The organism is Propionibacterium freudenreichii subsp. freudenreichii, assembly GCF_000940845.1.
Classification (GTDB): Bacteria; Actinomycetota; Actinomycetes; order Propionibacteriales; family Propionibacteriaceae; genus Propionibacterium; species Propionibacterium freudenreichii.
Window position 1 is genome coordinate 1,763,991 of record NZ_CP010341.1, and the last position, 25,235, is coordinate 1,789,225.

At 68.5% G+C, this 25,235-nt stretch carries 23 protein-coding genes; 12 read left to right on the plus strand and 11 right to left on the minus strand.

The annotated features are described in order from the left end of the window. Positions 1-75 precede the first annotated feature (75 nt). The gene (locus tag RM25_RS07680) at positions 76-1,335 is read right to left on the minus strand and encodes a M20 metallopeptidase family protein (RefSeq protein WP_230953970.1); all 1,260 of its coding nucleotides are present in this window, start codon (positions 1,333-1,335) and stop codon (positions 76-78) included. Between the two features lie 70 nt (positions 1,336-1,405). On the opposite strand from RM25_RS07680, the gene RM25_RS07685 reads away from it, so the two are divergent. Next, positions 1,406-2,557, plus strand: coding sequence for a hypothetical protein (locus tag RM25_RS07685; protein WP_044636266.1), 1,152 nt, complete (start codon positions 1,406-1,408; stop codon positions 2,555-2,557). A 90-nt stretch (positions 2,558-2,647) separates the two neighbouring features. Here RM25_RS07685 and RM25_RS11940 read toward each other — a convergent pair whose 3' ends face one another. Then, positions 2,648-3,694, minus strand: a complete 1,047-nt coding sequence (locus tag RM25_RS11940; protein ID WP_060759123.1) for a diacylglycerol/lipid kinase family protein — start codon at positions 3,692-3,694, stop codon at positions 2,648-2,650. Positions 3,695-4,147: 453 nt separating this feature from the next. On the opposite strand from RM25_RS11940, the gene cysK reads away from it, so the two are divergent. The 3 genes from cysK (at position 4,148) to RM25_RS07705 (ending at position 6,541) form a co-directional block, all read left to right on the plus strand. Further along, positions 4,148-5,116 carry a cysteine synthase A gene (gene cysK / locus RM25_RS07695; RefSeq protein WP_044636267.1) on the plus strand — a complete coding sequence of 323 codons (969 nt, stop codon included), beginning with the start codon at positions 4,148-4,150 and terminating at the stop codon, positions 5,114-5,116. A 219-nt stretch (positions 5,117-5,335) separates the two neighbouring features. Beyond that, on the plus strand, positions 5,336-6,304 hold the full coding sequence (locus RM25_RS07700) for an SPFH domain-containing protein (RefSeq protein WP_044636268.1): 969 nt from the start codon (positions 5,336-5,338) through the stop codon (positions 6,302-6,304). A 12-nt stretch (positions 6,305-6,316) separates the two neighbouring features. Next, positions 6,317-6,541: a type II toxin-antitoxin system antitoxin gene (locus RM25_RS07705; RefSeq protein ID WP_036942816.1), complete on the plus strand. Its 225-nt coding sequence runs from the start codon at positions 6,317-6,319 to the stop codon at positions 6,539-6,541. Positions 6,542-6,643: 102 nt separating this feature from the next. On the opposite strand, the gene RM25_RS07710 is transcribed toward RM25_RS07705, so the two are convergent. The 3 genes from RM25_RS07710 to RM25_RS07720 all read right to left on the minus strand — a co-directional run bounded on the left by RM25_RS07710 (position 6,644) and on the right by RM25_RS07720 (position 9,659). Then, positions 6,644-7,921 (minus strand): MFS transporter, encoded by a 1,278-nt coding sequence (locus RM25_RS07710; protein WP_052809153.1) that lies wholly within the window; start codon positions 7,919-7,921, stop codon positions 6,644-6,646. A 147-nt stretch (positions 7,922-8,068) separates the two neighbouring features. Further along, positions 8,069-8,968: an ABC transporter substrate-binding protein gene (locus RM25_RS07715; protein ID WP_013161510.1), complete on the minus strand. Its 900-nt coding sequence runs from the start codon at positions 8,966-8,968 to the stop codon at positions 8,069-8,071. A gap of 37 nt (positions 8,969-9,005) precedes the next feature. Beyond that, positions 9,006-9,659: an aminoacyl-tRNA hydrolase gene (locus RM25_RS07720; RefSeq protein ID WP_036942849.1), complete on the minus strand. Its 654-nt coding sequence runs from the start codon at positions 9,657-9,659 to the stop codon at positions 9,006-9,008. 160 nt (positions 9,660-9,819) lie between these two features. Here RM25_RS07720 and RM25_RS07725 point away from each other — a divergent pair, with 160 nt between their 5' ends. Beyond that, positions 9,820-10,713, plus strand: coding sequence for a VOC family protein (locus RM25_RS07725; protein ID WP_044636269.1), 894 nt, complete (start codon positions 9,820-9,822; stop codon positions 10,711-10,713). Positions 10,714-10,914: 201 nt separating this feature from the next. Then, positions 10,915-12,684, plus strand: coding sequence for an MFS transporter (locus tag RM25_RS07730; protein WP_044636270.1), 1,770 nt, complete (start codon positions 10,915-10,917; stop codon positions 12,682-12,684). A gap of 77 nt (positions 12,685-12,761) precedes the next feature. On the opposite strand, the gene RM25_RS07735 is transcribed toward RM25_RS07730, so the two are convergent. Beyond that, positions 12,762-13,880, minus strand: a complete 1,119-nt coding sequence (locus RM25_RS07735; RefSeq protein ID WP_044636271.1) for a glycerate kinase — start codon at positions 13,878-13,880, stop codon at positions 12,762-12,764. Positions 13,881-14,250: 370 nt separating this feature from the next. On the opposite strand from RM25_RS07735, the gene RM25_RS07740 reads away from it, so the two are divergent. Then, positions 14,251-16,647 (plus strand): carbon starvation CstA family protein, encoded by a 2,397-nt coding sequence (locus RM25_RS07740; protein WP_044636272.1) that lies wholly within the window; start codon positions 14,251-14,253, stop codon positions 16,645-16,647. Then, positions 16,637-16,852, plus strand: a complete 216-nt coding sequence (locus RM25_RS07745) for a YbdD/YjiX family protein (RefSeq protein WP_013161516.1) — start codon at positions 16,637-16,639, stop codon at positions 16,850-16,852. Before RM25_RS07740 ends, RM25_RS07745 begins: the two co-directional genes overlap by 11 nt. A gap of 3 nt (positions 16,853-16,855) precedes the next feature. Here the strand turns inward: RM25_RS07745 and RM25_RS07750 are convergent, their stop codons facing one another. Next, positions 16,856-17,776, minus strand: coding sequence for a LysR family transcriptional regulator (locus RM25_RS07750; RefSeq protein ID WP_013161517.1), 921 nt, complete (start codon positions 17,774-17,776; stop codon positions 16,856-16,858). A 69-nt stretch (positions 17,777-17,845) separates the two neighbouring features. Here RM25_RS07750 and RM25_RS07755 point away from each other — a divergent pair, with 69 nt between their 5' ends. Beyond that, positions 17,846-18,928: a YeiH family protein gene (locus RM25_RS07755; RefSeq protein ID WP_013161518.1), complete on the plus strand. Its 1,083-nt coding sequence runs from the start codon at positions 17,846-17,848 to the stop codon at positions 18,926-18,928. A gap of 67 nt (positions 18,929-18,995) precedes the next feature. On the opposite strand, the gene moeB is transcribed toward RM25_RS07755, so the two are convergent. Genes moeB through RM25_RS07775 form a run of 4 tightly spaced genes read right to left on the minus strand, consistent with a single transcriptional unit; the run spans position 18,996 to position 22,532 of the window. Beyond that, positions 18,996-20,219, minus strand: coding sequence for a molybdopterin-synthase adenylyltransferase MoeB (moeB, locus tag RM25_RS07760; protein WP_036942818.1), 1,224 nt, complete (start codon positions 20,217-20,219; stop codon positions 18,996-18,998). Further along, positions 20,216-21,046 carry a thiazole synthase gene (locus RM25_RS07765; RefSeq protein WP_044636273.1) on the minus strand — a complete coding sequence of 277 codons (831 nt, stop codon included), beginning with the start codon at positions 21,044-21,046 and terminating at the stop codon, positions 20,216-20,218. Before RM25_RS07765 ends, moeB begins: the two co-directional genes overlap by 4 nt. A gap of 2 nt (positions 21,047-21,048) precedes the next feature. Continuing rightward, positions 21,049-21,282 carry a sulfur carrier protein ThiS gene (gene thiS, locus RM25_RS07770; RefSeq protein WP_013161521.1) on the minus strand — a complete coding sequence of 78 codons (234 nt, stop codon included), beginning with the start codon at positions 21,280-21,282 and terminating at the stop codon, positions 21,049-21,051. Next, positions 21,279-22,532 (minus strand): FAD-dependent oxidoreductase, encoded by a 1,254-nt coding sequence (locus tag RM25_RS07775; RefSeq protein ID WP_044636274.1) that lies wholly within the window; start codon positions 22,530-22,532, stop codon positions 21,279-21,281. The genes thiS and RM25_RS07775 overlap by 4 nt, the downstream gene beginning before the upstream one ends. A gap of 175 nt (positions 22,533-22,707) precedes the next feature. On the opposite strand from RM25_RS07775, the gene thiE reads away from it, so the two are divergent. The 3 genes from thiE (at position 22,708) to RM25_RS07785 (ending at position 25,201) form a co-directional block, all read left to right on the plus strand. Then, entirely contained in the window at positions 22,708-23,355 is a 648-nt protein-coding gene (gene thiE / locus RM25_RS07780; protein ID WP_013161523.1) for a thiamine phosphate synthase, read from the plus strand. Positions 23,356-23,867: 512 nt separating this feature from the next. Beyond that, positions 23,868-24,041 (plus strand): hypothetical protein, encoded by a 174-nt coding sequence (locus tag RM25_RS12765; protein ID WP_013161524.1) that lies wholly within the window; start codon positions 23,868-23,870, stop codon positions 24,039-24,041. Beyond that, a complete protein-coding gene (locus tag RM25_RS07785) occupies positions 24,038-25,201 on the plus strand; it encodes a YeiH family protein (RefSeq protein ID WP_052809154.1) in 1,164 nt (387 codons plus the stop codon). Before RM25_RS12765 ends, RM25_RS07785 begins: the two co-directional genes overlap by 4 nt. Positions 25,202-25,235 lie beyond the last annotated feature (34 nt).

Below are 25,235 nucleotides of genomic sequence, written 5' to 3' on the forward strand. Positions count from 1 at the left end.
GCACACACTGACCCACCAGCGATGAGGGGGACCCGCCGATTCCGGCGGGTCCCCCTCATCGCTTTCCCGGGAGTATCACTCCGGCAGCGCGCCGCTCCAGGCAAGTGCCGCGAGGAGGGCCGCCTGATCGCCCAACACGGCGTCGTCGTAACGGGCCAACGGCGAATGCAGCTGCGGAGCCGTGGCCGGGTCGACGCCGGGATACAGGGCCCCCATGAACAGGAAGGCCCCACGCACCTTCTCCAGCACATAGCTGAAGTCCTCGCTGGCCATCACCGGATGCTTCATCTCGACCACGCGCTCGGCGCCGAACAGCCGCGTCGCGGTGTCCAGCACGACCTGCGCCGCCACGGGATCATTCATCGTGGTGGGGCAATTGACCTTGAACTCGGCATCGACGGTGCAGCGATGGGTGGCCGCCACGGACCTGGCCACCTCCACCCCGCGCCTGGCGAAGTGCTCGGTGGCCTCCGGGGAGACGGCCCGCACCGTGGCCCCGAGGTAGGCGGTGTCGTGGATCACATTGATCGCCTCGCCGGCCCTCAGCTGCGTGGTGGTGCACACCACCGGGTCGAAGACCGAGAACTCGCGGGTCACGAGGTTCTGCAGCTGCTGACCCAGGTCGAGCACGGCTGGCACCGGGTCGATCGCCGTATGGGGGGCAGAGCCGTGGCCGCCCAGGCCGGTGAAGGTGGCAGTCAATTGGCAGTTGCTGGCCATCTGGGCGCCGGCGCGCACGTGGACGGTGCCCAGCGGATAGGGCATTTCGTGGATGCCCCACGCCACCACCGGCTGGTCGCCGGCGGCATCGAGCAGGCCGTGGCTGAGCATCTCGGCTGCGCCCCCGGCGATCTCCTCGGCCGGCTGGAACATGAACAACACCGAGCCCGCCAGGTCGTCGCGCACCCGGCTCAACAGTTCCGCCGCGCCGACCATGCCCGACATGTGCAGGTCGTGCCCACAGGCGTGCATGCGCCCGTTGGTCGACCTGAAGGGCTCGTCGGTCTGCTCGGCCACCGGTAGGGCGTCCATGTCGCCGCGCAGCAGCACGGTCGGCCCGGGCCTGCCCCCGCGCAGCACCGCAATGATTGAACTGGACCCCTCACGGGTGTGGATCTCCAGGGGCAGGCCGTCCAGGGCCTGCAGCAGGCGCGCCTGGGTGCGCGTCAGGTCGAATTCCAGCTCGGGGATCTGGTGCAGCTCACGGCGAAGGCCCGACAGGCCCGCCTCCAGCTCTGCACCCATCGCCCGAAAATCGGGAGTGGTCGGATCGGGAGCCGTCCTGCCGGCCGCCTTGCCATGGGATGGCGTCGAAGCATTCGTTGCATTGCTCATGGAGCCATGGTTGCACCGGCCCCATCACCGCACCCGGAGCGTCCATCACCGAGCGGGTAGCGTGCCTGCCATGGAGCAGCCAGCATCCGGGCAGGGTCACGACGAGGCACTCACCCGACTCGCGCCGACCACCCCGGGGCGCGCCATGCTGCTCGAATCGGGACGCCAGGCCCTGACGCTGATCGCCCGATGGTGCCGCAACCATCATGTGGGGCTGGCGCTGCTGCCGAGCTATCACTGCGACACGATGGCCCTTCCGTTCTGGCTCGAGGGCATGCGCGTGCACTTTGTGGAGGTGGGTGCCAACCTGCAGTTCGACCCGCCGGCACTCGGCACCGCGCTGGACGACGCCGATGAGCCGGCCCTGGTGGTGTGGTCACGGGTTGGTGCGATCGCGCCCGATGCTGCGCTGACCACGGTGTTGCGACGCGCCCGCGAAGGGGGCCACCTCGTGGTGGACGACGCCACCCATGCCGTGCTGGACGACCTGTTGCCCGACCCCCTGCGAACCGGCCCACTGTCGTCCACCAGCCCCCTGCCGACCACTGGCGCGTCAGCCACTGGACCCCTGCCGACCTGCGACTTTCGCGTGGCCAGCCTGCGCAAGCTCGTCGCGGTGACCGATGGTGCCCTGCTGTGGTCGCGCGAGGGCATCACCCCCGACTCCCCCGCCACCCGCAGTGGGGTCGACGAGGAATTGTCCGCGGCCCGATCCACGCTGCTCACCCGGTCGGCGGCACTGGAAGCCCGCACGCCGGTGCCGGTGAGTGCGACGACGGCCGACCTGTCGGAGGCCCCGCCTCTGGTCGCCGACGATTACCTCGCCCAACTCGCCCGTAGCGAGGAGCTGTTCGACCGGGCCACCACCCCGGTGCCGATCAGCCACGGGGCCCGCTCGCAGTTGGGGATCTTCGACCTGCCGCGCCAGGCCCGTCGCCGACGCCGGGCCAACCGCGCACTGACCAGGGAACTTGGCGATGCACCACTCGAGGTGCTCAATGCGGGGCGCGCATGCTTTCCGCTCATCCGTTCGGCGGCCGCGCCGGCGATCGAGGATGCCCTGGCGCGGCGCGGGATCTTCTCGCCGCAGAGCTGGCCACGGCCCGCCTACATGCCCGATACCCAGGGCTGGCCCACCGATGTGGTGAGCATCGACTGCGGGCCGACCACCAGCACCGAGAAGATGAGGCAGATCGCGGCCATCATCACTGCGGCGTTGTGATCACGGCTCGCGGCGACCGGCCCGTGCGGTCCGCCGGTCCTCGCGGCGCCTCCGCGGCGGACCCGGTCGGGCTGCTGCCGTCCACACGGCTCAGTCCAGGCGACCGTCGCCGATATGGACCGCCACATGGCCGCCCACCTCGGCCGACAGCTGACGCGCCCGGGCGCAGATGATGTCGCCGTCGGCCTGCACGGGCAAGGGTTGATCGGGCTCGATGGTGACCCGCGCCCCCTGGGCCCGCTGCAGGCCATGCGTGGCAGTCCGTGTGTTGAGTAGGCCCGCCGCCGCAATCGCCATCCAATGCCCGGGGTTCTCCGGGCGGGTGGCCACCACGTCCAACAGCCCATCGTCCATGCGCGCCCGGTCGGCGAGCACCGCGCCCGCGCGCAACGGTCCTACTCCCGGCAGCAGGGGCGTGTTCGTCGCCAACACTGACCAATAGCGCCCCCGCCGCCAGGGCGTGTCGTCGGTGCGCCACGACATCTCGAAGCCGCGACGGGGAAGCTGCCCCAGCCCCGCCACTCCATAGGCCAGGGGCCCCAGCACCCGCTTGGTGCGCCGATGGGTTGACTGCACCGACAGGGCATCGCGCCCCATGCCGACCATGGTGCAGAAGGGTTGCGGCGCCACGGGTTGCCCGTGCTCATCCCAACAGCTGGCCAACCCGACGTCCAGGTCTGCCAGGTCGCCCAGCACGGCGACCCGCGCACGACCGCTCACCGATCCCCGGCGAAGGCCCAGCGCCGAGGCGAGCACATTGCCCGAGCCCGCGGCAAGGATGCCCAGGGTGCACTGGTTGGCGCCGGCACCGGCCAGCACCCCGGCGGCCAAGCGCACCGTCCCGTCGCCGCCGGCCACGACCACCGTGTCGGCCCCGGCGTCCAGGAACTGCACCACCTGTGCGCGCCCGGGCTCGGCCCGGGAGGTGTGCCGCACCAGCAACCGCGCCCCCACCTCCCGGCACACGGCCTGCACCGAGTCGACGATGGCACCCTGACGCTCAGCCAGCGAGTGAACCAACAGCCCGACCACCCGGGGACGTCCGGACGGACGCGAAGGCCGGTCGAAGGGCTGGGGACGGGCACGCGGCAGCACATCGGACCATCGCGTCGGCCCATCGCCCTGCTTGTCCACCATGGGATTCATTGTGCCGCCAGGGTCGGCGTCGACGCCCGGTGGCCTCCCATTGCGTGTCCGCCGCCCGCGCCGCCGCGGCGTCAATGCGGGACCACCGGCCCGCGTTGTCCGCAATTTGAACCGGTTTGGCATATGGCAATTCGACAGCTATGTTTATTCACGTGAACAGCACTCCCGACCTGAGCCACGCGACGTCGTCGCGCGATGCCGTCGTGATGATGTGTTGTCTCTGTTGCCGCTAGTCCGGCGCAGCTTTGTGCGGTCATACTCCCAAACTTCTGCGTTAGCCGGGCGGGCCTCCCAACTCCCCTGTCAGAGCCGGCGTGCTTGCACACCCGAACTCTCGTGACAGTACGGCGCGAAGGCCTCTCAAGCTCTTCACTGCGCCGTCACAGCAATTGACGGAAAACTCTCTTTCATCAAAAGCTATTCCCTCACTCGAAAGGCCCTCGCATGTCTGCAATTCACGATTCCATCACCGAACTCATCTTCAACACGCCGCTGGTGCGCGCACCCCATTACCTGAAGGCAGCCGGCGCCCCTGATGCCGACATCGCCCTCAAGCTGGAGTACTTCAACCCGGCCGGTTCGGTGAAGGACCGCATTGCCCTGGCAATGATTACCGACGCCGAGAAGCGCGGCGTCCTGAAGCCCGGCGGCACCATCATCGAGCCCAGCTCGGGCAACACCGGTATCGGCCTGGCCGCCGTGGGCACCGCCCGCGGCTACAAGGTGAAGGTCGTGCTTCCCGCCAGCCTGTCGGTTGAGCGCCGCGCGCTGATCCAGGCCTACGGCGGCGAGGTCATCCTCACCCCCGGACCGCTGGCCATCAAGGGCTCCATCGCCTACGCCAAGCAGCTGCACGAAGCCGACCCCTCCTCGGTGATCCTCGGCCAGTTCGACAACCCGGCCAACCCGGAGATCCACTACAAGACCACCGGCCCGGAGATCTGGAAGGACACCGACGGCACCGTCGACGTCTTCATTGCCGGAATCGGCACCGGCGGCACCCTGTCGGGCGCCGGCAAGTACCTGAAGGAACAGAAGCCCGACCTCAAGGTGATCGGCATCGAGCCCGCCAAGAGCCCGATCCTCGAGGGTGGCAAGCCCGGCCCGCACGGAATCCAGGGCATTGGCACCGGCTTCGTCCCCAACACGCTTGACCGTTCGGTCTACGACGAGGTTGTGGGCATCACCGACGAGGACTCCATTGCCCAGGCCCGCCTGCTCGGCACCGCCGAGGGCATCTTCGTGGGCATCAGCTCCGGTGCTGCCCTGACCGCCGCCCTGCAGATCGCCGCCCGCGACGAGTACAAGGGCAAGCGCATCGTGGCCCTGCTCCCCGATTCGGGCGACCGCTACCTGTCCACCGCCCTCGGCCAGTTCCCCGAGCTCACCGTGCACGAGGACGTCGAGCTCTGAGCGACAGCCCGGCCCCAACGCACACATAATCACCACTGACAGGTCCGTCACCCCGGCCCTGCCGGCCCACAAGGACGCCGTCTCCGAGGGAAGTCACCCGCCCGCGGACGCGGCGTCCTTGCGCGTTCCGGCACCCGTCCGCCCACCATCGTCATGGCAGGGCCCCAACCTCCCAGATAATGTGATATCACTTTGGTATCACATTGAGAGGATTCCACCATGACCACTCCTCAGTCCCCTGACGCCTCGGGCACGCCACTACCGGACGATGCCCTGGTGCACTCCCCCGCCGGCCATCCAGTAGGACGCGAGGGAAGCCGCGTCGACATCAACGAACGCAGGGCCTGGGCCATCACCGGGCTGCCCGGGATCCTCATCGCCCTGGCGCTGCTGGCCGTTGGTGCCTGGCTCTTCCTGGCCGAGGACATGCCAGAATTCAGCGCACCGCTGGGCGTGGTGCTGGCCGTCATCGGCCTGCTGCTGTTCAGTGGCCTGGCGGTGATCAGCCCCGGCCAGACCCGCGTAGTGCAGTTCTTCGGCGCCTACATCGGCACAGTGCGACGCACCGGCCTGGTGATGACCGTGCCGCTCACCACCCGCCGCAAGGTGTCGGTCAAGGTGAACAACTTCGAGACCAACGAGCTGAAGGTCAACGACTCCGAGGGCAATCCGGTCAACATCGCCGCCATCATCGTGTGGCAGGTGGCCGACACCGCCAAGTCGGTGTTCGCCGTGGAGAATGCCCACGAGTTCGTGGCCGTGCAGTCGGAGTCGGCGCTGCGCCACATCGCGGGCGCCCATCCCTATGACAACGGGGAGCCCGGCGCCGAGACGCTGCGCGGGGCCACCGAGAAGGTGGCCGACGAGCTGGCTGCCGAGGTGGCCGCCCGCATCGCCATCGCCGGCCTTGAGGTGATCGAGGCCCGCATCAGCTCGCTGGCCTACGCCCCCGAGATCGCCCAGGCCATGCTGCAACGCCAGCAGGCCTCGGCGGTGATCGCCGCGCGCGAGAAGATCGTCGAGGGCGCCGTGACCATGGTGCAGAACGCCCTCAACCAGCTGGAGGAGCAGGACATCGTGGCACTTGACGATGGGCGCAAGGCCGCCATGGTGTCGAACCTGCTCGTGGTGCTGTGCTCCGACTCCCGCGCGACCCCGGTGGTCAACGCCGGAACGCTCTACAACTGATCCGCTGGCGCCATGAGTGAGCGCAAGACGCTCCTGCTGCGACTTGACCCTGCCGTGCACGACGCACTGCAGCGGTGGGCCAATGACGAACTACGGTCGACCAACGCGCAGATGGAGATGGTCCTCCGCGACGCGCTGCGGCGCGCGGGACGACTGCCGAAGGACGTGAAGCCCATCCGGAAACCGGGGCGTCCACCGGCACGACGGAACAAGGGGGACGACCAGCCCACGACGTGAGGGACGGTCGCAGCCCGGCCAAGTGGGCCGGGCTGCGACCGTCATGTCACATCTCGTGCAGATCAGGCTCCCCCGACCAAGGCCGGGGGATGACGTCCGGGCTCAGCGGGCGAATGCCGGCAGCTCGTCGTCGACGTCACCGCGCGCCGAGGCGATGATGCCGAAGGTGACGAACAGGACGGCACTGATGATCAGGGCCACCAGCGGCACGGTCCACCCGTTGGTGATTCCGTGCACGGCGCCCACGAGCCAGGTGCCGACGCCGGCAATCAGATAGCCGAGGGCCTGGGAGAACCCGGACAGCTGCGCGGTCACCAGCGGATCGCGGCTGCGTTCGGCCACCAGGGCAATGGCCAGCGGGAAGGCCCAGCCCGACAGCGAGAGCATGATCGTCCACAACCACGGCAGCGCGGCCGGGGCGAGCAACAGCCCGACATAGCCGCCGGCCAGCAGGATACCCAGCACCACGATCATGCCGGTGGGCCGCGTCAGCTTCTGGGCGACGATGGGCATCACCAGCCCGCCGGGAATGGCAATCACGTTGAACAGCGACAGCAACAGGCTCGCCTGGGCCACCGACAGGCCGGCGTCCCGGAAGATCTGCGGCAACCACCCGAAGGACACATAGGCCTGCATGGACTGCAGCCCGAAGAACAGTCCGAGCGCCAGCCCCTTGCGGGTGCGCGCGATCTCCCACATCGTCGGACCCTTGCGCTGCACGGCGCCCTCGGTCATGTCACGCATGTGCCCGGCATGGGGCGCGATGGCGGCGACCACCACCCACACCACCAGTGCGACGGCGGCCGTGGCACCCCACACACCCAGGTTGAGCTGCCAGTTGCCCGGATGGGACGCGAAGATCACCGGCACGAGCAGGCTCGGCGCCAGGGCACCGATCGGCAGCACGGTGGTGTACACCGACATCATGCCGGCCACATGCCCGGGGAAGAAGCGCTTGACGAACACCGGGGCCAGCACATTGCCGACCGCCATGCCGGCCAGCGCGAGCACGCTGAGCGCCAGGAAGCTCATCTCGCCGTGCACGAGCACCCGGCCCAGGAGCCCCCCGGTGATCACCAGGGCGGCGACGGCCAGGGTGCGGGTGGTGCCGAAGCGACCGCCGATGCGGGCGGCGAAGGCGCCGATGATGGCGAAGCAGAAGGGTGGCATCGCACTCAGCAGCGCCGCCACGCCCGGGCCCATGTGCAGCCCGGCACGCAGTTCGCTGAGCAACGGACCGATCGAGGTCGCGCCCGGACGCAGGTTCACTGCCAGGACAATGACCGCCACCACCGCCAACCACACGGGCAGGTGGCGTCGGATCCGATGGCTGGGATTCAACGTCGGTTCAGTCTCGATAGTGGATGTCACATTCGACATGGATGCTCCTTCTGGGCCAGAACGCCAGCTGATCAACCGTCGCGGCCCCGGCCATCATGCCCCCGATCTCACCATTCGGGAACTTTTCGCCACCAGCGCATCGCCCGTGACAAGGCCTTATGTCGATCTGTCCGAGTCCTGTCGCGGTCAGACGAGCGACTTCGCGCGCAGCCACTCCCGGGCGATGTCGGCGGCCTTCAACTGCTTGGTCACGCTCTGGGAGTTCAACGACTGCAGCTCCGACTGGCCCAGCTGGGCGCTCACCTTGTTGATGGCCGCGGCGGCCGCAGCGTCAACCCGCGCCGAGGCGAGGGGCGTCACATTCTGCGCCAGGATGAGGTGCTTCGGATCGGACAGCACCACCAGGTCGTTGCTGGCAATCGAGGGATCGGCGGTGTAGATGTCGGCCGCCTGCACCTTGCCGTCGAGCAGCGCCTTCACCGTCAGGGGGCCTCCGGAGTCCTCCACCCCGAGCACCGTGGCGTCCACCCCGTAGAGCCTCTTCAGGCCGGTGGGACCGTAGGGCCGCGTCGCGAACTCCGAATTCGCGGCCACCGTGATGGTGGTGCCCAGGGCCGCCAGGTCGCCGATGGACGACATGGAATGCTCCTGCGCGGATGCCCTGGTGACCGTGTAGGAATCCTGGTCGCCGGCGTCGGCCTGGTCGAGCACATGCAGGCTGGCGGGCAGTGCCTTCACCACCGCCTCGCGCACGGCGTCGCGGTCGGTCACCTGGGTGTCCTTGTTGAAGTACTGCAGCAGGTTCCCCGAGTATTCGGGGATCAGGTCGATCTTGCCCGAGGTCATCTCGTCGATGTACACCTCGCGCTGCCCGATCTCGAACTGGCGCGTCACGGCGATGCCGCTGGCCTCGAGCACCTGGGCGTAGCACTCGGCGATGATCTCGTTCGAGTAGTACTGCTGCGAGCCGACCACCAGGCCCGTCCGGCTGGCCGATGAGCTGGCACCAATGGGGTCATTGCGTGAGCAGGCGGCCAGGGTCGCAAGTCCAATCGCCCCCAGGACGGCACGTCGTGGCAATCTCATGGTTTTCCTCCCTGTTCGTGATCCGTCGCCCGGCGGGTCAGTGCCGCCAATAGGCGCGCGTGGTCTCGGTGAGCCCGCCGAGCTCGGTGAAGCCCGCATCGATGATGCTCACCGGACGCGGGGTGCGGTGCCACTGCTCGACGCTGGGGAAGTCCACCTGGAGTCGGAAGCCGTCGGCGCGCCAGGAGGCACGGGTCGATTCCGGGTCACCATCTGTTCCGGCCGACTCATAGAGGCGCTGCGCGGCATGGGCGCACTGGGCCGCCATCTTCCCGCTGGTCATCTCGACCAACGGGCTGACCTCCACCACGGCCAGCGCATCCACCGACAGGCTCACGCCCTCGTCGGGGAAGTTGGTGCCGGCGATCTGCAGCTTGTCGATGGCCTTCGGCTGCGGTTCCTCGGGCCCGGGGACGAAGGCCCGCGCCGCCGCGACACCGAAGTCCGCGGGGCCCGCCTGTTCGACGCTGACCCCCTCGAGCAGCTGCACATCGTCCCACCGCTTGCCGTCCGCACGACGGACGAGCTTGCGGATGTGCCCGCCGACCCAGTGCTGCACCGCGTCATGCCAGGGGCCACCCTCGGCGGAGCGCGCATCGTCCAGCAGGGCCACCACGGCCCGGGCCGTGGCCTCGCAGACATCCACCTGACGCGCGGGTTCGTGGCGGTCACGGTAGACCACCAGCTGCATCGCCCACGGCATGACGCCGCCGGGCTCGGGATGGGGCACATGGAAGGAATCGACGCTCACCCGGCCACGCTATCCCGGCACCGCAGCCGCGACCCCCACGTCCGCCCAGCATCCGGTGCCCGCCCTGATACCGCGACATCGCGGCCTGTAACGTCGGCGCATGAGCCAAGTCATCATTCCGTCACTGTGGTTCGACCACGTGGCGCGCGGGGCGGTCGACTTCTACCTCGACGTGTTCCCCGACGCCCGCCAGACCCACATCGCCCACTACCCGGCCGAGGGACTACCCGACTTCCAGCAGGAGTTCGCCGGCGAGGTGCTGGAGATCGGCTTCTCCATCGACGGCTTCGAGTTCAGCGCGATCAACGCCGGGCCGGAATTCGCGATCAACCCGTCGATCTCGTTCATGCTCAACTTCGACCCGTCCACCATGCCCGACGCCCGCGACCGGCTGGATGCCCTGTGGACGCGCCTCATCGACGGCGGTTCGGCGCTGATGGACCTCGACAGTTACGACTGGTCGGCCCGCTACGGGTGGTTGCAGGACCGTTTCGGGGTGAACTGGCAGCTGATGCTCACCGACCCCGCCGGCGAGCCGCGTCCGTTCGTCATCCCGCAGTTCATGTTCCCCTACCGCTCCGCCCGGGCCCACGAGGCGTTGCAGTACTGGACGAGCGTGTTCCCCGACGCACGGCAGGGCACGGTCGTCGGCTACCAGCCCGACCAGGGCCAACCGGACGGCACGATCCTGTTCTCCGACTTCCAACTGGCCGGCCAATGGTTCAGCGCGATGGATTCGGGCGCACAGTTGCCCGAAGGGTTCGACTTCAACGAGGCCGTGAGCCTGACCGTGCAGTGCGCTGACCAGGCCGAGATCGACCACTTCTGGCAGGCCCTGTCAGCAGTGCCCGAGGCCGAGCAGTGCGGCTGGTGCAAGGACCGATTCGGCGTCAGCTGGCAGGTGGTGCCCGCGGCGATGGAGGAGCTCATGGCCCGGCCCGGCGCCTACCAGAAGATGCTCGCGATGAAGAAGCTCGTCATCGCCGACTTCTGAGGCCGACAGGTGGGCCTTGTCGGATTCCGGGATCGCGACATATAGTCGCATCATGTTTGCGACAGGGTGTCTCGAACCGCGCAGTCCCCATCGAGCCCATGGACCCCGCCGAGCCCGGCACGGCTTCGCGTGCGACCCCTGGAACCACCCGGGAAACCACGTGGAAAACCACCTGGAAGACCCGGAAGACAAGGTGCTGTCATGAGGGCCGAACGAGGAATCGCCGCCACCGGTGACGACCTGACGGCAGGTGAGCGGGCGTCACGCGCCCTCGAGGGGCCCGCGGCGGATTCGCACCGCGATGCTCCCGGCGGATCGCCCACCGCACCGCCCTGGAAGGCCCTGTGGGTGTTGGCCGCCGGCCTGGCGATCATCGTGCTGGACGGCACCATCGTGTCCGTGGCGATGCCGACGATCATCGACTCGATCGGCATCAGCCTGACCGATGCGCAATGGGTCACCTCGCTGTACAACATCGTGTTGGCGGCGCTGCTGCTGCCCTTGGGCAAGCTCGGTGACGAGAAGGGCCGCAAGGCGTTGTTCCTCATCGGCATCGTCGTGTTCATGGCTGGATCCGGCCTGGCCGCCCTGTCGGGCGCCGCCGCTCCCCTGCTCGCCAGCCGCACGGTGCAGGCCATCGGCGCGGCCATGATCATGCCCTCCACCCTGTCGATCGTGTCGGCCTCGTTCCGCGGCCGGGACCGGGCCGCCGCCTTCGGCGTCTGGGGTGCCGTGATGTCGGGCGCCGCCGCCCTGGGTCCATTGCTCGGCGGCATCTTCACCGAGACCATCGGCTGGCGGTGGATCTTCCTGGTCAACATTCCGGTGGGCATCGTGATCGTGGCGTTGGGACTGAAGTTCGTCCCGCACACCGGCGGGGCATCGGCCCTGCCGGGTGCCTCCGATCCGACCGGGGCGTCCCGCCGGCGGGGTCGTGGTCCGTTGTCCTTCCTCGACGTGCCCGGCACCGTCCTGGCCTCACTGGGCGCGGCGCTGTTCGTCTTTGGCCTCATCGAGGGGAACACCTATGGATGGTGGAGCCCCACGGCGCCGTTCTCGGTGGCCGGCATTGAATGGCCCACCGGGTGGGCAGTCTCGGTGACGCCGGTGGCGTTGTTCGTCGGCGCGGCACTGATCGTGGCGTTCGTCGTGGTCGAGCGCCTGCGCGGCGCCCGGCACAAGGCCGTGACGCTCGACATGCGCCTGTTCTCGATCCCGTCGTTCTCGTGGGGCAATCTGACGGCCGGGGCGGTATCGGCCGGTGAGTTCGCGCTGGTCTTCGTGCTGCCGCTCTACCTGGTGAACGCCGTGGGCCTGTCGACGATCCGGGCCGGGCTGGTGCTCATGGCGATGGCCTTGGGCGCCATGGTCTCGGGTGCCCTGGCCCGCAAACTCGCCGCCGCGCTGGGGGCCGCGCGGGTGGTGCAGCTGGGGTTGCTGCTCGAGATCATCGGCGTGGCCATCTCGGTGACCATCATGAAGCCCTCGATGTCGCCGTTGTGGTTCGCCGGGACCCTGATCATCTACGGGGTCGGACTGGGACTGGCCTCCGCCCAACTGACCAGCCTGGTGCTGGGCAGGGTGCCGGTGGCCCAGTCGGGCGAAGGATCGGCAACCCAATCGACGGTGCGCCAACTCGGATCTGCACTGGGCGCGGCCATCTCCGGCACGGCCCTGTCGGTGGCGCTGGGCAGGATCGTGCCCGGCCTGCTGTCGGCCATCCCCGGCATGCCAGCGGCTGCGGTGTCGGGGCTCGTCGACTCGCTGCGGGGCTCCGCAGGGGGCTCGATCGCTACCGTCGCCGCACAGGGTGGCCACGGACAGCTCGGGGAGCTGGGACCCCGCGTTGCCGAGGTGATGGCCCAGGGATTCTCACGGGCGGCCCAGTGGTCCATGGGCATCGCCGCCGCGATGCTGGTCCTTGGCCTGATCGGCTCGCTCATGGTCAGGCGCGCGGCGCAACGCGCCTGAACCGATCCCGATCCTCCCGGAAGCACCGAAGGTCCTGCGGGGTTGCCGGACCCTTCGCCACCGGGTGAGGGCGTTGCTCAACCAGAGAACTGCTGCGCTATCCGCGCACCGGCCTCCCCCAGGTAGCGGGCGGGGTGCGCCATGGCCTCCCCGGAGGAGCCGGCCAGCTCGGTGAGGCTGAGGCACCCGATGCCGCGCCGGGTCAGGGCGGCACGACCCTCATCGGTGAACCCGCCGGCGACCACCACGCAGGAGGTCCCACTGGCGGCTGCGGCATCGATGATGGCCGCCACCGCCTTGCCGGCCAGCGACGAGACGTCGAAGGAGCCCTCACCGGTGAGGGCCAGGTCGGCGCGAGCCAGGGCATCCGCGAGCCCGGTGAGCCTGGCCACTTCCTCGGCCCCCGAGACGATGGACGCGCCCCACAGGCTCATCAGCCCGAAGGCAGTGCCCCCGGCAGCGCCGGTGCCCGGGAAGTCCGCGTCGCCCCCGCTGACCTCGGCCAGGTGGGCCAGGGCAGCGTCCAGATAGGCAATGTCCGCGGGCGTGGCGCCCTTCTGGGGCCCGAAGACGGCCGCGGAACCCTCGGGGCCCGTCAGGGGGCTGCGCACATCGCACAGCAGGCGCACGCCACCTGCTGGCGGGGCCACCATCGCCGAGCGATCGATGGACGCCAAGTCAGCCAGGCCGGCTCCCCCGTCGCCGATCTCGGTGCCGTCGGCGGTCAGGAATCGCACGCCGAGCTCCCGCATGGCCCCCACGCCGCCATCGGTGGACGCCGAACCGCCCAGGCCCACCGAGATTCGGTCGGCACCTGCCGCGACCGCTGCCCGCAGCACCTGCCCCAGGCCACGGGTGTGGGCCCCGCGCGGGTCCTTGGCCGCCATGAGCGTGAGGCCCGAGGGGATCGCCAATTCCACGATCGCCTCGCCGGAGGGCAGCACGACCCAGCGGCCGGGCGCGGGACGTCCATCGGGTCCGGTGACCGGCTCGGGAGTGGACATCCACCGGGCCCCGGGAACGGCATCGGCGATCACCGCACAGGTGCCCTCGCCGCCGTCGGCCTGCGGCAATGCCATGACCTCATCGTCGGGTCGCACCCGGGCCCAGCCCGCGCCGAGCGCCGCGGCGGAGTCCTCGCCACTGATGGTTCCCTTGAACGAATCCGGGGAAATGATGATCCGGGACATCTTCATCCCACCTTCCTGACCGGTGCCTCTTGCCTGGCCTGTGCCGTTTGTCTGAGCTGTGCGTCCTGCATGAGCTGTACATCCCGACGGGTCCGGCCACGACCAGCGCACCGCGTCGTGTCGTGTCGTGTCGGCAATCGCCGCACCACCACTGGCGCGGCACCCGTCCCTATCCATCATGGGCCACAGCGCGGCCGCGCGGGCCGGGACAGGCCGCGCTCCCCTCCCCGGTGCACATTCTGGTTGCGATTGATCCATTCTGGTTCCATCCCTGATGATTCTCATGGACAGACCCCGAATGAACCCCCATTTTCCTATGCTGACTGCGTCAACGGCTTCATGCCATCCATGCACCTCCCAAAGACGAGAGAACAACATGTCAGCAGCTGTCAAAGAAGGGCTGCCTTCCTACACACCGGAGGAAGAGAAGCTCATCATCCGCAATAAGGCGGGTGTACCCATCGGCGTCAAGCCGCATAACAAATGGACGGTCCGGAAGGTCATCGTGTGGGTGGTGATCACGGCCCTTGGAGTGCTCGGTTGGACAATGCTCGCCATCGTGCGCGGTGAGGAAGTGAACACGATCTGGTTCGTGGTCACCGCCGTGTGTACCTATGCCATTGCCTACCGGTTCTACGGCCTGTATATCCAACGCAAGATCATGCGCCCCGACGACACGAATGCCACGCCGGCCGAGCGCATCAACAATGGCAAGGACTTCGACCCCACCAACCGGGTGGTGCTCTATGGCCACCACTTCGCGGCCATCGCCGGTGCCGGTCCGCTGGTCGGTCCGGTGCTCGCGGCCCAGATGGGCTACCTGCCCGGCACCCTGTGGATCATCCTCGGCGTCTGCGTCGCCGGTGCCGTGCAGGACATGCTCGTGCTGTTCTTCTCGATGCGCCGCGGCGGCCGCTCACTGGGCCAGATGGCCACCGATGAGATCGGCCGGATCGGCGGCACCGTGGCAACCATCGCCGTGCTGGTGATGCTCATGATCGTGCTCGCCGTGCTCGCCATGGTCTGCGTGAATGCCCTGGCCGCCTCCCCCTGGGGCGTGTTCTCGGTGGGTTGCACCATCCCGATCGCCGTCGGCATGGGCCTGTGGCTGCGCTACATCTCGCCGGGCAAGATCACCCAGGTGTCCATCGTCGGCTGCGCGCTGCTGATCGGCGTGATCATTGCCGGGCGCTGGGTCTCCACCTCCGCCTTCGGCAAGTACCTGCACCTGTCGCCCACCGCACTGGTGTGGGCGATGATCGTCTACGGCTTCTTCGCCGCGGTGTTGCCGGTGTGGGTGCTGCTCACCCCGCGCGACTACCTGTCCACCTTCATGAAGGTCGGCACCATCGTGGTGCTGGCCCTGGGCATCATCATCGTGCGGCCCATCGTCGAGATGCCGGCCGTCACCGAATTCGCCTCCAACACCGCCGGCCCCGTGTTCGCCGGCAAGCTGTTCCCCTTCCTGTTCATCACCATCGCCTGTGGGGCCCTGTCGGGCATGCATGCCATGGTCTCGTCGGGCACCACCCCGAAGATGATCCAGAAGGAATCACAAACCCGCATGATCGGCTACGGCGGCATGCTCATGGAGTCGTTCGTGGCCATCATGGCGCTGGCCGCGGCCGTGTCGCTCAACCAGGGCGTCTACTTCGGCATGAACACCTCTGAGGCCACCGTCGACAAGCTGGCCGGCCCCGCCGTGGTGCAGGCCGCCGACGGCAACCGCGAGCAGATCACGGCCGAGGCCGTCGGGAACCTCGGCGTCACCGATGCCCATGGCAACAAGATCCAGGCCACCTGGGACTCGTGGGACGAGAACGGCAACGACAAGGTCTACTACGGTGCTGACGCCCTGAAGCAGGTGGCCAACGACGTGGGCGAGCCCTCCGTGGTCTCGCGCACCGGCGGCGCCCCGACCCTGGCTACCGGCATGGCGCACATCCTGCACCAGATCGGCGGCGGCAAGACGATGATGGGCTTCTGGTACCACTTCGCCATCATGTTCGAGGCGCTGTTCATCCTGTCCGCAGTGGACGCGGTGACCCGAGTGGCCCGCTTCCAGGTGTCGGATGCGCTGGGCAATGCCTTCAAGAAGTTCAAGGATCCCTCGTGGCGCGTGGGCGCCTGGAGCAGTACCGCCCTGGTGGTGGCTGCCTGGGGCTCCCTGCTGCTGATGGGCGTCACCGATCCGCGTGGCGGCATCCAGACGTTGTATCCGCTGTTCGGCATTGCGAACCAGTTGATTGCCGCAGTGGCCCTGTTGTTGTGCACCGTCATGGTGATTCGCAAGGGCTACAAGAAGTACGTGTGGATTCCGCTGGTACCCTTCCTGTTCGACGCCGCGGTCACCTTCACCGCGTCGTGGGAGAAGATCTTCTCCACCGATCCACTGGTGGGCTATTGGCAGCAGTGGCGCAATGCCCGCAAGCTGCTGACGACGCTGACCGATCCGGCCAAGGTCGAGATCCAGAAGGCCATCATCCGCAATACCTTCATTCAGGGAACCCTGTCCATCGCCTTCCTGGCGGCGGTGGTGTTCGTGCTGATCTGCGCGATCATCCGCGTGGTGAAGGTATTGCGCACCGGTGGTACGACCACCTCGGAGGATCCGCACCAGGAGTCGAACTTCTTCGCCCCCGGCGGCTTGTTCGCCTCCAAGCTCGACAAGAAGCTGGTGGCCGAATACCACGAGGTGGGTGACCCGGCATTGATTCCCGGCCTGAAGAAGACCGAGCGCATCGCCGAGGAGAAGGCACGCCATGAGCATTGACACTGCTCACCGCCTGCGCCGGCTCGCCGACACACTGGCGGGCTGGCGTGAGCTGTGGCGCGACTTCACCGGAGAATCGGCTTACGACCACTACGTCGAACGCCATGAGCGTGAGCATCCCGACCACGCGCCGATGAGCGCCCGGGAGTTCTGGCGGTGGCGGGCCGACTTCGATGAACAGAATGTGTCGACGGGCTGCTGCTGAGGGTCAGTCAGCCGCAGCGATGTCGGCACGCACGACGGTGAGGATGTCACGCACCAGGCGCGATGACGTCAGGGCGCTCTGCCAGATGGCGCACAATGGTCGCTTCGGCGGATCGTGCGCCCAGGGCACCACGACGACGTCCCCGGTGCGGGCATTCTCACCGATCGTGAGTTCGCTGAGCACCGCCGGTCCGAGGCCGGCCGCGACGGCACGCACGATGGCCGTGTTCGAATCGAACTCCGCTGCCGGGCTTGCCCGGTGTGGCAGCACCGTGTCCACCATGGAGCGCGTTCCCGACCCGGGTTCGCGCTCCACGAGGTGCGCGGCGGCCAGGTCGTCCAAGCCGACCGGACGCCCCACCCAGAGATGGTTCGGCGGCGCGATCACCACCAGCCGGTCATAGAGCAGGATCTCGTGGGCCAGACCCACCGGCGGGGTTGGCACCTCGACGAAGCCCAACGGCACCTCACCGGCGCGCACCTGTTGGATCACGGCATCGGAATTCCCCACGTGGAACGATACCTGCAGGTCACCCCGCTGCCCTGCCAGTGCGCCCAACCAACCTGGCACGAGTTGCTCCCCCACGGTGCGGCTGGCGGCAAGGCGCACATGCCCGGGCGTGCCCCGCGACAGGTCATGGGCCAGCGATTCCAACTGGTCGTAGGCCTTGAGCACCAGGCGCGCCTGCGCAGCCAGCGCCAGTCCCTCCGGGGTGAGCGACGATCCCAATGCGGTGCGTCGCAACAACAGGCAACCCAATCGCCCCTCCACGCCGGCCAACGCCCGTGAGGCGCTGGGCTGACTGACGCCGCAGGCCCGGGCCGCCGCCCCCACTCCGCCGAGGTCCTCCACCAACACCAACAGGCGCAGCACGGCGGGGGTGAGGCTACGATCGAGTGGATGGGTCGCCCCGTCAGTGGTCATGCAAAAAGTGTATGACCTGATGCGGGGATCCATCGAGCAGGGTGGCCAACCCCCGTAGACATGTGACTCGTGGACAACCAATCAAGCGAAGTGCTCGACATCGAACCACCACTGGCCGCAGAGCTGGCGGACGCCCCGGGGCCGGGCAGGCGATCGCGCGTCTCACGCGACTTCTGGCCCGGACTGGGATTGTGCGCCGCCGTCGGCCTGGCCGTGCTCGCGTTGGGTTCGGTGGTGCCGAGCCTGAGCCCCATGCTGGTGGCGATCCTGGCGGGCATCGTGCTGCGCAATGTGGTGCCGATCCACGCCGCCCTGGAGCCCGGCATCGCGCTGGCCGCCAAGCGGGTGCTGCGCTGGGGCGTGGTGCTGCTCGGCCTGCAGGTTTCCATTCCGACCATCATCGGGCTCGGACCCGGCGTGCTGGTGATCGTCACCTGCGCGGTGGCCATCACCTTCTGTTCGACGCTGGCCATGGGCAGGCTGCTCAGGATGGACCGCGACATGTACACCCTGATTGCCGCCGGCTTCTCCATCTGCGGAGCCGCTGCCGTGGCCGGGATGCAGGGCACGATCCGGGCCAGCGAAGAGAAGGTGGCCGCTGCCGTGGCCCTGGTGGTGCTCTACGGCACGCTCATGATCCCGGCCACCGCGGGGCTGGCCGCGCTGCTGGGCTTCGGGCCGGGGGACGCCGGCACGCTGATCGGCGCATCCACCCACGAAGTGGCCCAGGTGGTCGCGGCTGCCGGGATCGCCGGCGGCGGGCCCTTGTTGGCCGTGGCCGTCACGGTGAAGCTTGCCAGGGTGTCCCTGATGGCGCCGGTGGTGGCCGGAGTGTCACTGTTGCGCAACCACTGTGCCACGCGCGTGCCGGGTCAGAAGCGTCCGGCCCTCATGCCGCTGTTCGTGGTCGGATTCATCGTCATGATCCTGGTGGCCTCCATCGGCATCGTGCCGGCGCCGGTGCTGGGCGGCGTCAAGCTCGTACAGCAGTTCCTGTTGGCCACGGCGATGTTCGCCCTCGGCCTGGGCGTGCATGTTAAGTCGCTGATGAAGCTGGGTGCACGTCCGGTGCTGCTCGGCCTGTTCGCCACGGTGGTGATCATGGCGGTGGTCTTCGCGGGCATCTTCCTGGGGCTGGGGGCAAACATCTGACGACCCACCCCCCGATACCGGGTGTGAGCTGCACCATGCCGGTGCGGCTCACACCCCCATGCTGGGGTCACACCCCCATGCTGGGGTCCACCTCGCGCTGCCAGGCGATCACGCCCCCGTCCAGCTGCTTGACGCGGCCATAGCCGGCGGCCACCAGCCGGTCGAGCAGCCTGCCGCTGCGGGCCCCCGAGCGGCAGGTGATGACGATGTCGCGATCCCGGGGCAGGGCGACCTGATCCGGGACGCCCGGGTCCGTGGGCGCGGGGTCCGGGGGCGCAGGGTCCACCGAGATCGTGCCCATGGGCACGAGGCGCGAGCCCTCGATGTGGCCCACCGAGTATTCCTCGGGTTGGCGGATGTCGACCAGGTCGAAGTCCAGGTCCCCGCGGGCGCGGGCCTGCAACATCTCCTGCAGCTGCGGGGCGCTGACGGCCAATGCGGGATCGTCATGGGCTGCTCCGGCAACGGCGATCGGCATCAGGCACGACACCGCCTCGAGGCTGAGCCCGCTCACCGGCACCCGATCGGGATCGGGCGCGATGCGCAGCTCCCGCCATGAGCCCCGGGCGGCGTCCAGGATCGCGAGCCGACCCAGCAAGGGTTCGCCCACGCCGGTGATCAGCTTGATCGCCTCATTGGCCATGGCCATGCCGATCTGCCCGGGCAGCACTCCCAGCACCCCGCCCTCGGCGCACGACGGCACCGATCCGGCCTCGGGTGGTTCAGGGAACAGATCGCGCAGGGCGGGCCCGTGACCCGACCAGAACACCGCCACCTGTCCCTCGTAGCGCAGCACTGAGCCCCACACCTCGGGCAGGCCCAGGATTTCGCAGGCATCGGCGATGAGATAGCGGGTCTCGAAGTTGTCGACCCCGTCGATCACCAGGTCGTGCCCGTCAAGCAGTTCGAGCACATTGTCGATGTCCAGCCGTTCCGCCCGCGCTTCCACCCGCACATGCGGATTGAGGCGGGCGATCGCCTCGGCAGCCGACTCGACCTTGGGCCGGCCCACCGATGCGGTGGAGTGGATCACCTGTCGGTGGAGGTTCGACACGTCGACGGTGTCGTTGTCGATCAGCGTCAACTCCCCCACCCCGGCGGCGGCCAAGTAGATCAGTAGGGGTGAACCCAGGCCACCTGCGCCCACCACTGCCACCCGGGCGTTCGCCAACCGACGCTGCGCCGTCATGCCGAATCCGGGCAGGATCATCTGCCGCGAATACCGGTCGAGTTCCTCGCGGGTGAGTTCCCGTTCGGTCGGTTCGACCGGCAGTGTCACCGCGCTGCTCACAGGTCGGGCCGCCCCTCCATGGGTGAGGAGGCCAGGGCTTCCTCACGGCGCGGGATGCGTCCGCCCAGATGGGCCAGCCGACCCGCCTCGACGGCCAGCCGGAAGGAACGCGCCATGACGGCGGGATGGTCGGCGCGGGTCACCGCGCTGGCCAGCAGCACGCCGTCGCAGCCGAGTTCCATCGCCAGGGCGGCGTCCGAGGCAGTGCCGATGCCGGCGTCCAGCATCACCGGCACCGACAGGCTCTCGCAGATGGTGCGGATGTTGTAGGGGTTGAGGATGCCCATGCCGGTGCCGATCGGCGAACCCAGCGGCATCACGGCCGAGGCCCCCGCGTCCTCGAGTCGGCGGGCCGCCACCGGATCGTCGCTGGTGTAGACAAGCACCGTGAAGCCGTCTGCCACGAGTTGCTCGGTGGCGTGCAGGCACTCGGTGGCATCGGGCAGCAGCGTCTGGTCGTCGGCGATGATCTCCAGCTTCACCAGGGTGGTGTCCAGTGCCTCGCGGGCCAGTTGGGCCACCATGACGGCCTCGCGCACGGTCTGGCACCCTGCGGTGTTGGGCAGCACGGCAATGCCGTGGCCGGTGATGGTGTCGAAGATGTTGGGTCCGGCGGTTGGCTTGTGACGGCGCATGGCGACGGTGGTCAGTTCCGTGCCGGAGGCCACCAGGGCCTCGTCGAGCGACTCAAGGCTGCGCATGCCACCGGTGCCCATGATCAGCCGTGAACCGAATTCACGCCCGGCGATCACCAGGGGCCGGTCGGCCTGTTCGGTGGATTGCGTGGTTGATGATTGCGTGGTTGATGACAGTGTGCTGGCACTCATTCCTAGCCCCCCTGGGTTGCGGTGACGATCTCGATGGTGGCGCCCTCGGTCAGCGCCGTGGCCTGCCAGTTGCGGCGGGGAACCACCTCGTCGTTCACGGCGACGGCCAGCCCCAGGCGTCCGCCGTCGGCGGGCGTGCCGTCCGGGGAAAGTGCGCGACCGGTGCGCTGGGTCACCAGTGCGGCGACGGTATCGGCGTCGACCTGCGTGGCCTCGCCATTGATGGTCACCCTCATGCCCGGGCCTCCTGCTTCGACCAGCGCCATGGATCAAAGGCGGCCCATTCGTCCTGGCCGGCCGTGCCGTCGACGAAGTCAGCGACCACCACGGCGGTCTGCGCGCTGAGCAGGATGCCGTGGCGATAGGTGCCGGTATCGGCGATGAGCCCGGGGGCGATCGGCCCCAGGATCGGCGCGTTGTCGGGGGTGCCGGGGCGGGGACGTGCCGTGGCCTCCACGAGTTCGAGCTCCGCGACCGCGGGCACCAGGTCCTGGGCGTCGCGCAGCAGTTGCAGCACTCCGCCCCCCAGCACGGCGTCGCGGCCGTCCTCACGTTCGGTGGCACCGATCACGATCGTGCCGTCCTCACGCGGCACGATGTACACGCTGCGCCCATGCACCAGTCCCCGCACGGTGCGGGTGAGCAGCGGACGCAGATGCTCGGGGGTACGCAGCCTGATCACGTCCCCGTAGACCGGCCTGATGGGCCATTCCAGTCCTTCGGGCAGGCCGGCGAGGGTGGGGCTCAGCAGGCCATTGGCAACCACCACGAGATCGGCAGCGATATCGATGCTGTCACCGGCCGGGAGGTCCTCCGACGACCACGACGGCGCGTCGCCGGTCATCTCGTCGGTGTCGACAGCCCGCTCATCGAAGCGGTGGGTGAACACCTCGGCACCGGGCACCGCGGCCGCGCGGACCCCCACGACGGCGCCGTCGCGCCACAGCAGCTCGGTAGCGGCCAGCGGGCGCACGTCGCAGCCCTCGTCGGCCTCCAGGTCGGACAGGTAGGCGCCGGCGAGCACCCGCGGGTTCACCTGGCGGTCATCCTCGGCCAGGAAGGCGCCGGAGATGCGCGGCGAGAAGAACGACTCCATCTCGCGGGCCTTCGACGGGGTGAGCGCGGTGACGGTCAGGCCAATGCTGCGCTGCTGGTCACCAAGGTGCTCCAGGCGCTCACGATCGGCCGAATCGGCGGTGGCGACGATCGTGGGAATGTCACGGAAGCCCGTGGGGCCGCCGGTGCGTCGGGCCAGCTCGGCGATGATCTGCGGGTAAAGGCGCGAAGCGGGCAGCGACAGCGCCAGCAGCGATTCCTCCTCGAAGTAGTACTCGCTGACGGCAGCCAGCATGCCGGCCGCGGCATGGCTTGCGCCGGAGGCCGGGGAGGGGTCGAGCAGGGTGACGCGATGGCCGCGACGCCTCAGCCTCCAGGCGCAGGCGAGACCCACCACGCCGGCTCCGATGACAATCACGTGCTTGGCCATATTCCTGACCGCCCCATTTCGATGTGGATGAACAGTGCTCGTCGGGGCCCAACCACCATGGTTGCGCGGGCGCGACGAGGAGCTGCTGGCTTGCAACGGCAAAACCGTACCCCGGTTCGGGCCGCGTGGGGACGCTGCTCGCGGTAACGGAAGGCCGGTTCGTACACTCGTCACCATGACTTCACGCAACCGTCAATGGCGGCTCGGGCGCCTGGGGCGTTCACGGCTGTACCTGTGCACCGATTCCAGGGGGTCCCTGGACGATTTCGCCGCCTTCGTCGAAGCCGCCTACGCCGGTGGGGTCGACATCATCCAGCTGCGTGACAAGCACATCGACGCCCTGTCGGAGCTGCGCTTCCTGAGCGTGCTGCGCGACGCGGCGCTGCGCCACGATGCCCTGTTCGCCGTGAACGACCGGGCCGACATTGCCGCCGTCAGCGATGCCGACATCGTGCATGTGGGCCAGGACGACCTTCCGGTGGCTGAAACCCGGCAGGTGGTGGGGCGCGAGGTGCTCATCGGACGCTCGACCCATTCTGTGGACCAGGCACGTGAGGCACGGCTTGCCGACACCGACTACTACTGCATCGGACCCGTATGGGCCACCCCCACCAAGCAGGGACGCCCCGGAGTCGGCGTGGATGCAGTACGCGCGGTGGCCCAACAGGCCGACGACAAGCCCTGGTTCGGCATCGGTGGGGTCAATGCCCAGAACCTGGCGCAGGTGACCGACGCCGGAGCGACCCGGATCGTGGTGGTGCGTGCACTCACCGGCGCCGATGACCCGGCGGCCGCAGCACGCGAACTCTTGGCACGTCTCTAGCTGCTGGCGCGTCTCTAGCTGCTGGCGTTCCGGCGGCACTGCCTTCCGCACGACGGTCGACCAATATGATCACGAATTCGGCGCCTGAATCGTGGACATTTGACGCGCCCCGCTATTTCCTGCTTATATTTCATTCATGAACTCGCCTGCCCGCCGCGGTCTCGCCGTCTGCGCGACGCCGCTTGAGCGCTGTTGTTGCGCCCCGAGCACCGTTTCCTGCTGTTGATCTGCTGAACCGCTGATCCGGCGGAAGACCTGCTCGTCGTGCGCCTGCGGGCACGCATATCCCCGCGTGAACCACCTTCGGCGACGCCTTCACGGGAACCACGCCCGGGGGCCCGGCTCCGGGCGTGGCACTGCGACGCATCGACCATCACGCTGGTGAGGGCCAGCACGTCGGTGAAATCCGGAATTCCTTCGCGAGGGTAATCAGGAAGTTCCCTCGGAATTGACCGCGCCCGCGCACGCACTCCGCTCATGATTCAATCCACCCCACATTCATGGAGATTCCCATGTCATTTTCACCCACCCCCGCACAACCTGCGGAAACCACCCACCGCTCACCCGACGATCCCGACGGCGCCGGCAAGTTCTCGGTCAGCGAGGACTGGTTGGCCGTGGTCGTCGGCCTCGTGTTGCTCGCCCTCGCCCTCACCGGCGTGATCCCGGCGGGACTCATCCCATGAGCCGCGTCGAACCGGACGTCGGGGCAATCGAGCTGCCGGCCCGCGACGCCGCCCTGCTCGGGCCATCGGATGATGAATCCGTCGTGGGCCGACTCGGCTGGGCCATTGGCGGCTTCGCCATCGTCATCGCGCTCGGCGTGCTGGTCGGCGTCCTGAGCGAAGGGGTGCCCACCTGGACGAAGGGCACCGGCTTCGGGAAGGTCGCCGGATCCATCGAGTTCCCTGTGTACGCAATCATCGTCGGGCTCGCCGGCAACGGCCTGCTCAGCGCCCTGCATGTGCGCGAGCGCCCCTCGGGAGGCTTCCGCACGGAGTTCCTCATCAAGACCGGACTGGTGTTGCTGGGCGCCTCGATCAACTTCTCGGTGATCGTGCGGGCCGCTGGTCCCGCCGTGGCCCAGGCCGTGCTGTTGATCAGCTCGGTCTTCTTCGCCACCTGGTGGATCGGTGGCAAGTTCGGCCTGGATGACCGACTCCGGGCGCTCCTGTCGACCGCCGCCTCCATTTGCGGTGTCTCGGCAGCCATCGCGGCCGCCGGCGCGGTGAAGGCCAAGAAGGAACACCTGGCCTATACGGCCAGCCTGGTGATCCTGTTCGCCCTGCCCTCGATCTTCCTGCTGCCCTGGCTGGCCGGGGTGCTGGGGCTCAGCCCGGCCGTGACCGGTGCATGGATCGGCGGGAACATCGACACGACGGCGGCGGTGACCGCGGCCGGCACCCTGGCCGGCGAGGGTCCGCTGCAGATCGCGGCGATCGTCAAGTCAACGCAGAATGCGTTGTTGGGCGTGGCAGCCATCGCACTCACCGTGTATTCCACCTTCAAGGTGGAGCGCACCGAGGACAGCCCCCGGCCGACGGCGAGGGTGTTCTGGAATCGCTTCCCCAAGTTCATCCTGGGGTTCCTGGCCGCCTCGGTGGCTGCGACGATCTATGCCGGTGCGGTTCCCGCTGAGGTCTCGAAGGCCGCCATCGGGGTGGCCAACAACCTGCGCACCTGGTTCCTGATCTTCGCCTTCGTCAGCATCGGACTGGAGTTCAACATCTCCTCGATCAAGCAGGCCGGTTGGCGGCCGGTGGCCGTGTTCGGCTCGGCCTTCACGGTGAACCTGGTGGTCGGCCTGGTGCTGGCCCTGCTGCTATGGAGCGGCTTCACGATCTGAGCGTCCCCGCCATCAGACCAGCCCCACCGATTGG

What these genes read in the sequence shown, in the direction of transcription:
- RM25_RS07680 (WP_230953970.1), bottom strand. Translation starts at nt 1,335, where the DNA reads ATGAGCAATGCAACGAATGCTTCGACGCCATCCCATGGCAAGGCGGCC.
- RM25_RS07685 (WP_044636266.1), top strand. Translation starts at nt 1,406, where the DNA reads ATGGAGCAGCCAGCATCCGGGCAGGGTCACGACGAGGCACTCACCCGA.
- RM25_RS11940 (WP_060759123.1), bottom strand. Translation starts at nt 3,694, where the DNA reads ATGGTGGACAAGCAGGGCGATGGGCCGACGCGATGGTCCGATGTGCTG.
- cysK (WP_044636267.1), top strand. Translation starts at nt 4,148, where the DNA reads ATGTCTGCAATTCACGATTCCATCACCGAACTCATCTTCAACACGCCG.
- RM25_RS07700 (WP_044636268.1), top strand. Translation starts at nt 5,336, where the DNA reads ATGACCACTCCTCAGTCCCCTGACGCCTCGGGCACGCCACTACCGGAC.
- RM25_RS07705 (WP_036942816.1), top strand. Translation starts at nt 6,317, where the DNA reads ATGAGTGAGCGCAAGACGCTCCTGCTGCGACTTGACCCTGCCGTGCAC.
- RM25_RS07710 (WP_052809153.1), bottom strand. Translation starts at nt 7,921, where the DNA reads ATGTCGAATGTGACATCCACTATCGAGACTGAACCGACGTTGAATCCC.
- RM25_RS07715 (WP_013161510.1), bottom strand. Translation starts at nt 8,968, where the DNA reads ATGAGATTGCCACGACGTGCCGTCCTGGGGGCGATTGGACTTGCGACC.
- RM25_RS07720 (WP_036942849.1), bottom strand. Translation starts at nt 9,659, where the DNA reads ATGCAGCTGGTGGTCTACCGTGACCGCCACGAACCCGCGCGTCAGGTG.
- RM25_RS07725 (WP_044636269.1), top strand. Translation starts at nt 9,820, where the DNA reads ATGAGCCAAGTCATCATTCCGTCACTGTGGTTCGACCACGTGGCGCGC.
- RM25_RS07730 (WP_044636270.1), top strand. Translation starts at nt 10,915, where the DNA reads ATGAGGGCCGAACGAGGAATCGCCGCCACCGGTGACGACCTGACGGCA.
- RM25_RS07735 (WP_044636271.1), bottom strand. Translation starts at nt 13,880, where the DNA reads ATGAAGATGTCCCGGATCATCATTTCCCCGGATTCGTTCAAGGGAACC.
- RM25_RS07740 (WP_044636272.1), top strand. Translation starts at nt 14,251, where the DNA reads ATGTCAGCAGCTGTCAAAGAAGGGCTGCCTTCCTACACACCGGAGGAA.
- RM25_RS07745 (WP_013161516.1), top strand. Translation starts at nt 16,637, where the DNA reads ATGAGCATTGACACTGCTCACCGCCTGCGCCGGCTCGCCGACACACTG.
- RM25_RS07750 (WP_013161517.1), bottom strand. Translation starts at nt 17,776, where the DNA reads ATGACCACTGACGGGGCGACCCATCCACTCGATCGTAGCCTCACCCCC.
- RM25_RS07765 (WP_044636273.1), bottom strand. Translation starts at nt 21,046, where the DNA reads ATGAGTGCCAGCACACTGTCATCAACCACGCAATCATCAACCACGCAA.
- thiS (WP_013161521.1), bottom strand. Translation starts at nt 21,282, where the DNA reads ATGAGGGTGACCATCAATGGCGAGGCCACGCAGGTCGACGCCGATACC.
- RM25_RS07775 (WP_044636274.1), bottom strand. Translation starts at nt 22,532, where the DNA reads ATGGCCAAGCACGTGATTGTCATCGGAGCCGGCGTGGTGGGTCTCGCC.
- thiE (WP_013161523.1), top strand. Translation starts at nt 22,708, where the DNA reads ATGACTTCACGCAACCGTCAATGGCGGCTCGGGCGCCTGGGGCGTTCA.
- RM25_RS12765 (WP_013161524.1), top strand. Translation starts at nt 23,868, where the DNA reads ATGTCATTTTCACCCACCCCCGCACAACCTGCGGAAACCACCCACCGC.
- RM25_RS07785 (WP_052809154.1), top strand. Translation starts at nt 24,038, where the DNA reads ATGAGCCGCGTCGAACCGGACGTCGGGGCAATCGAGCTGCCGGCCCGC.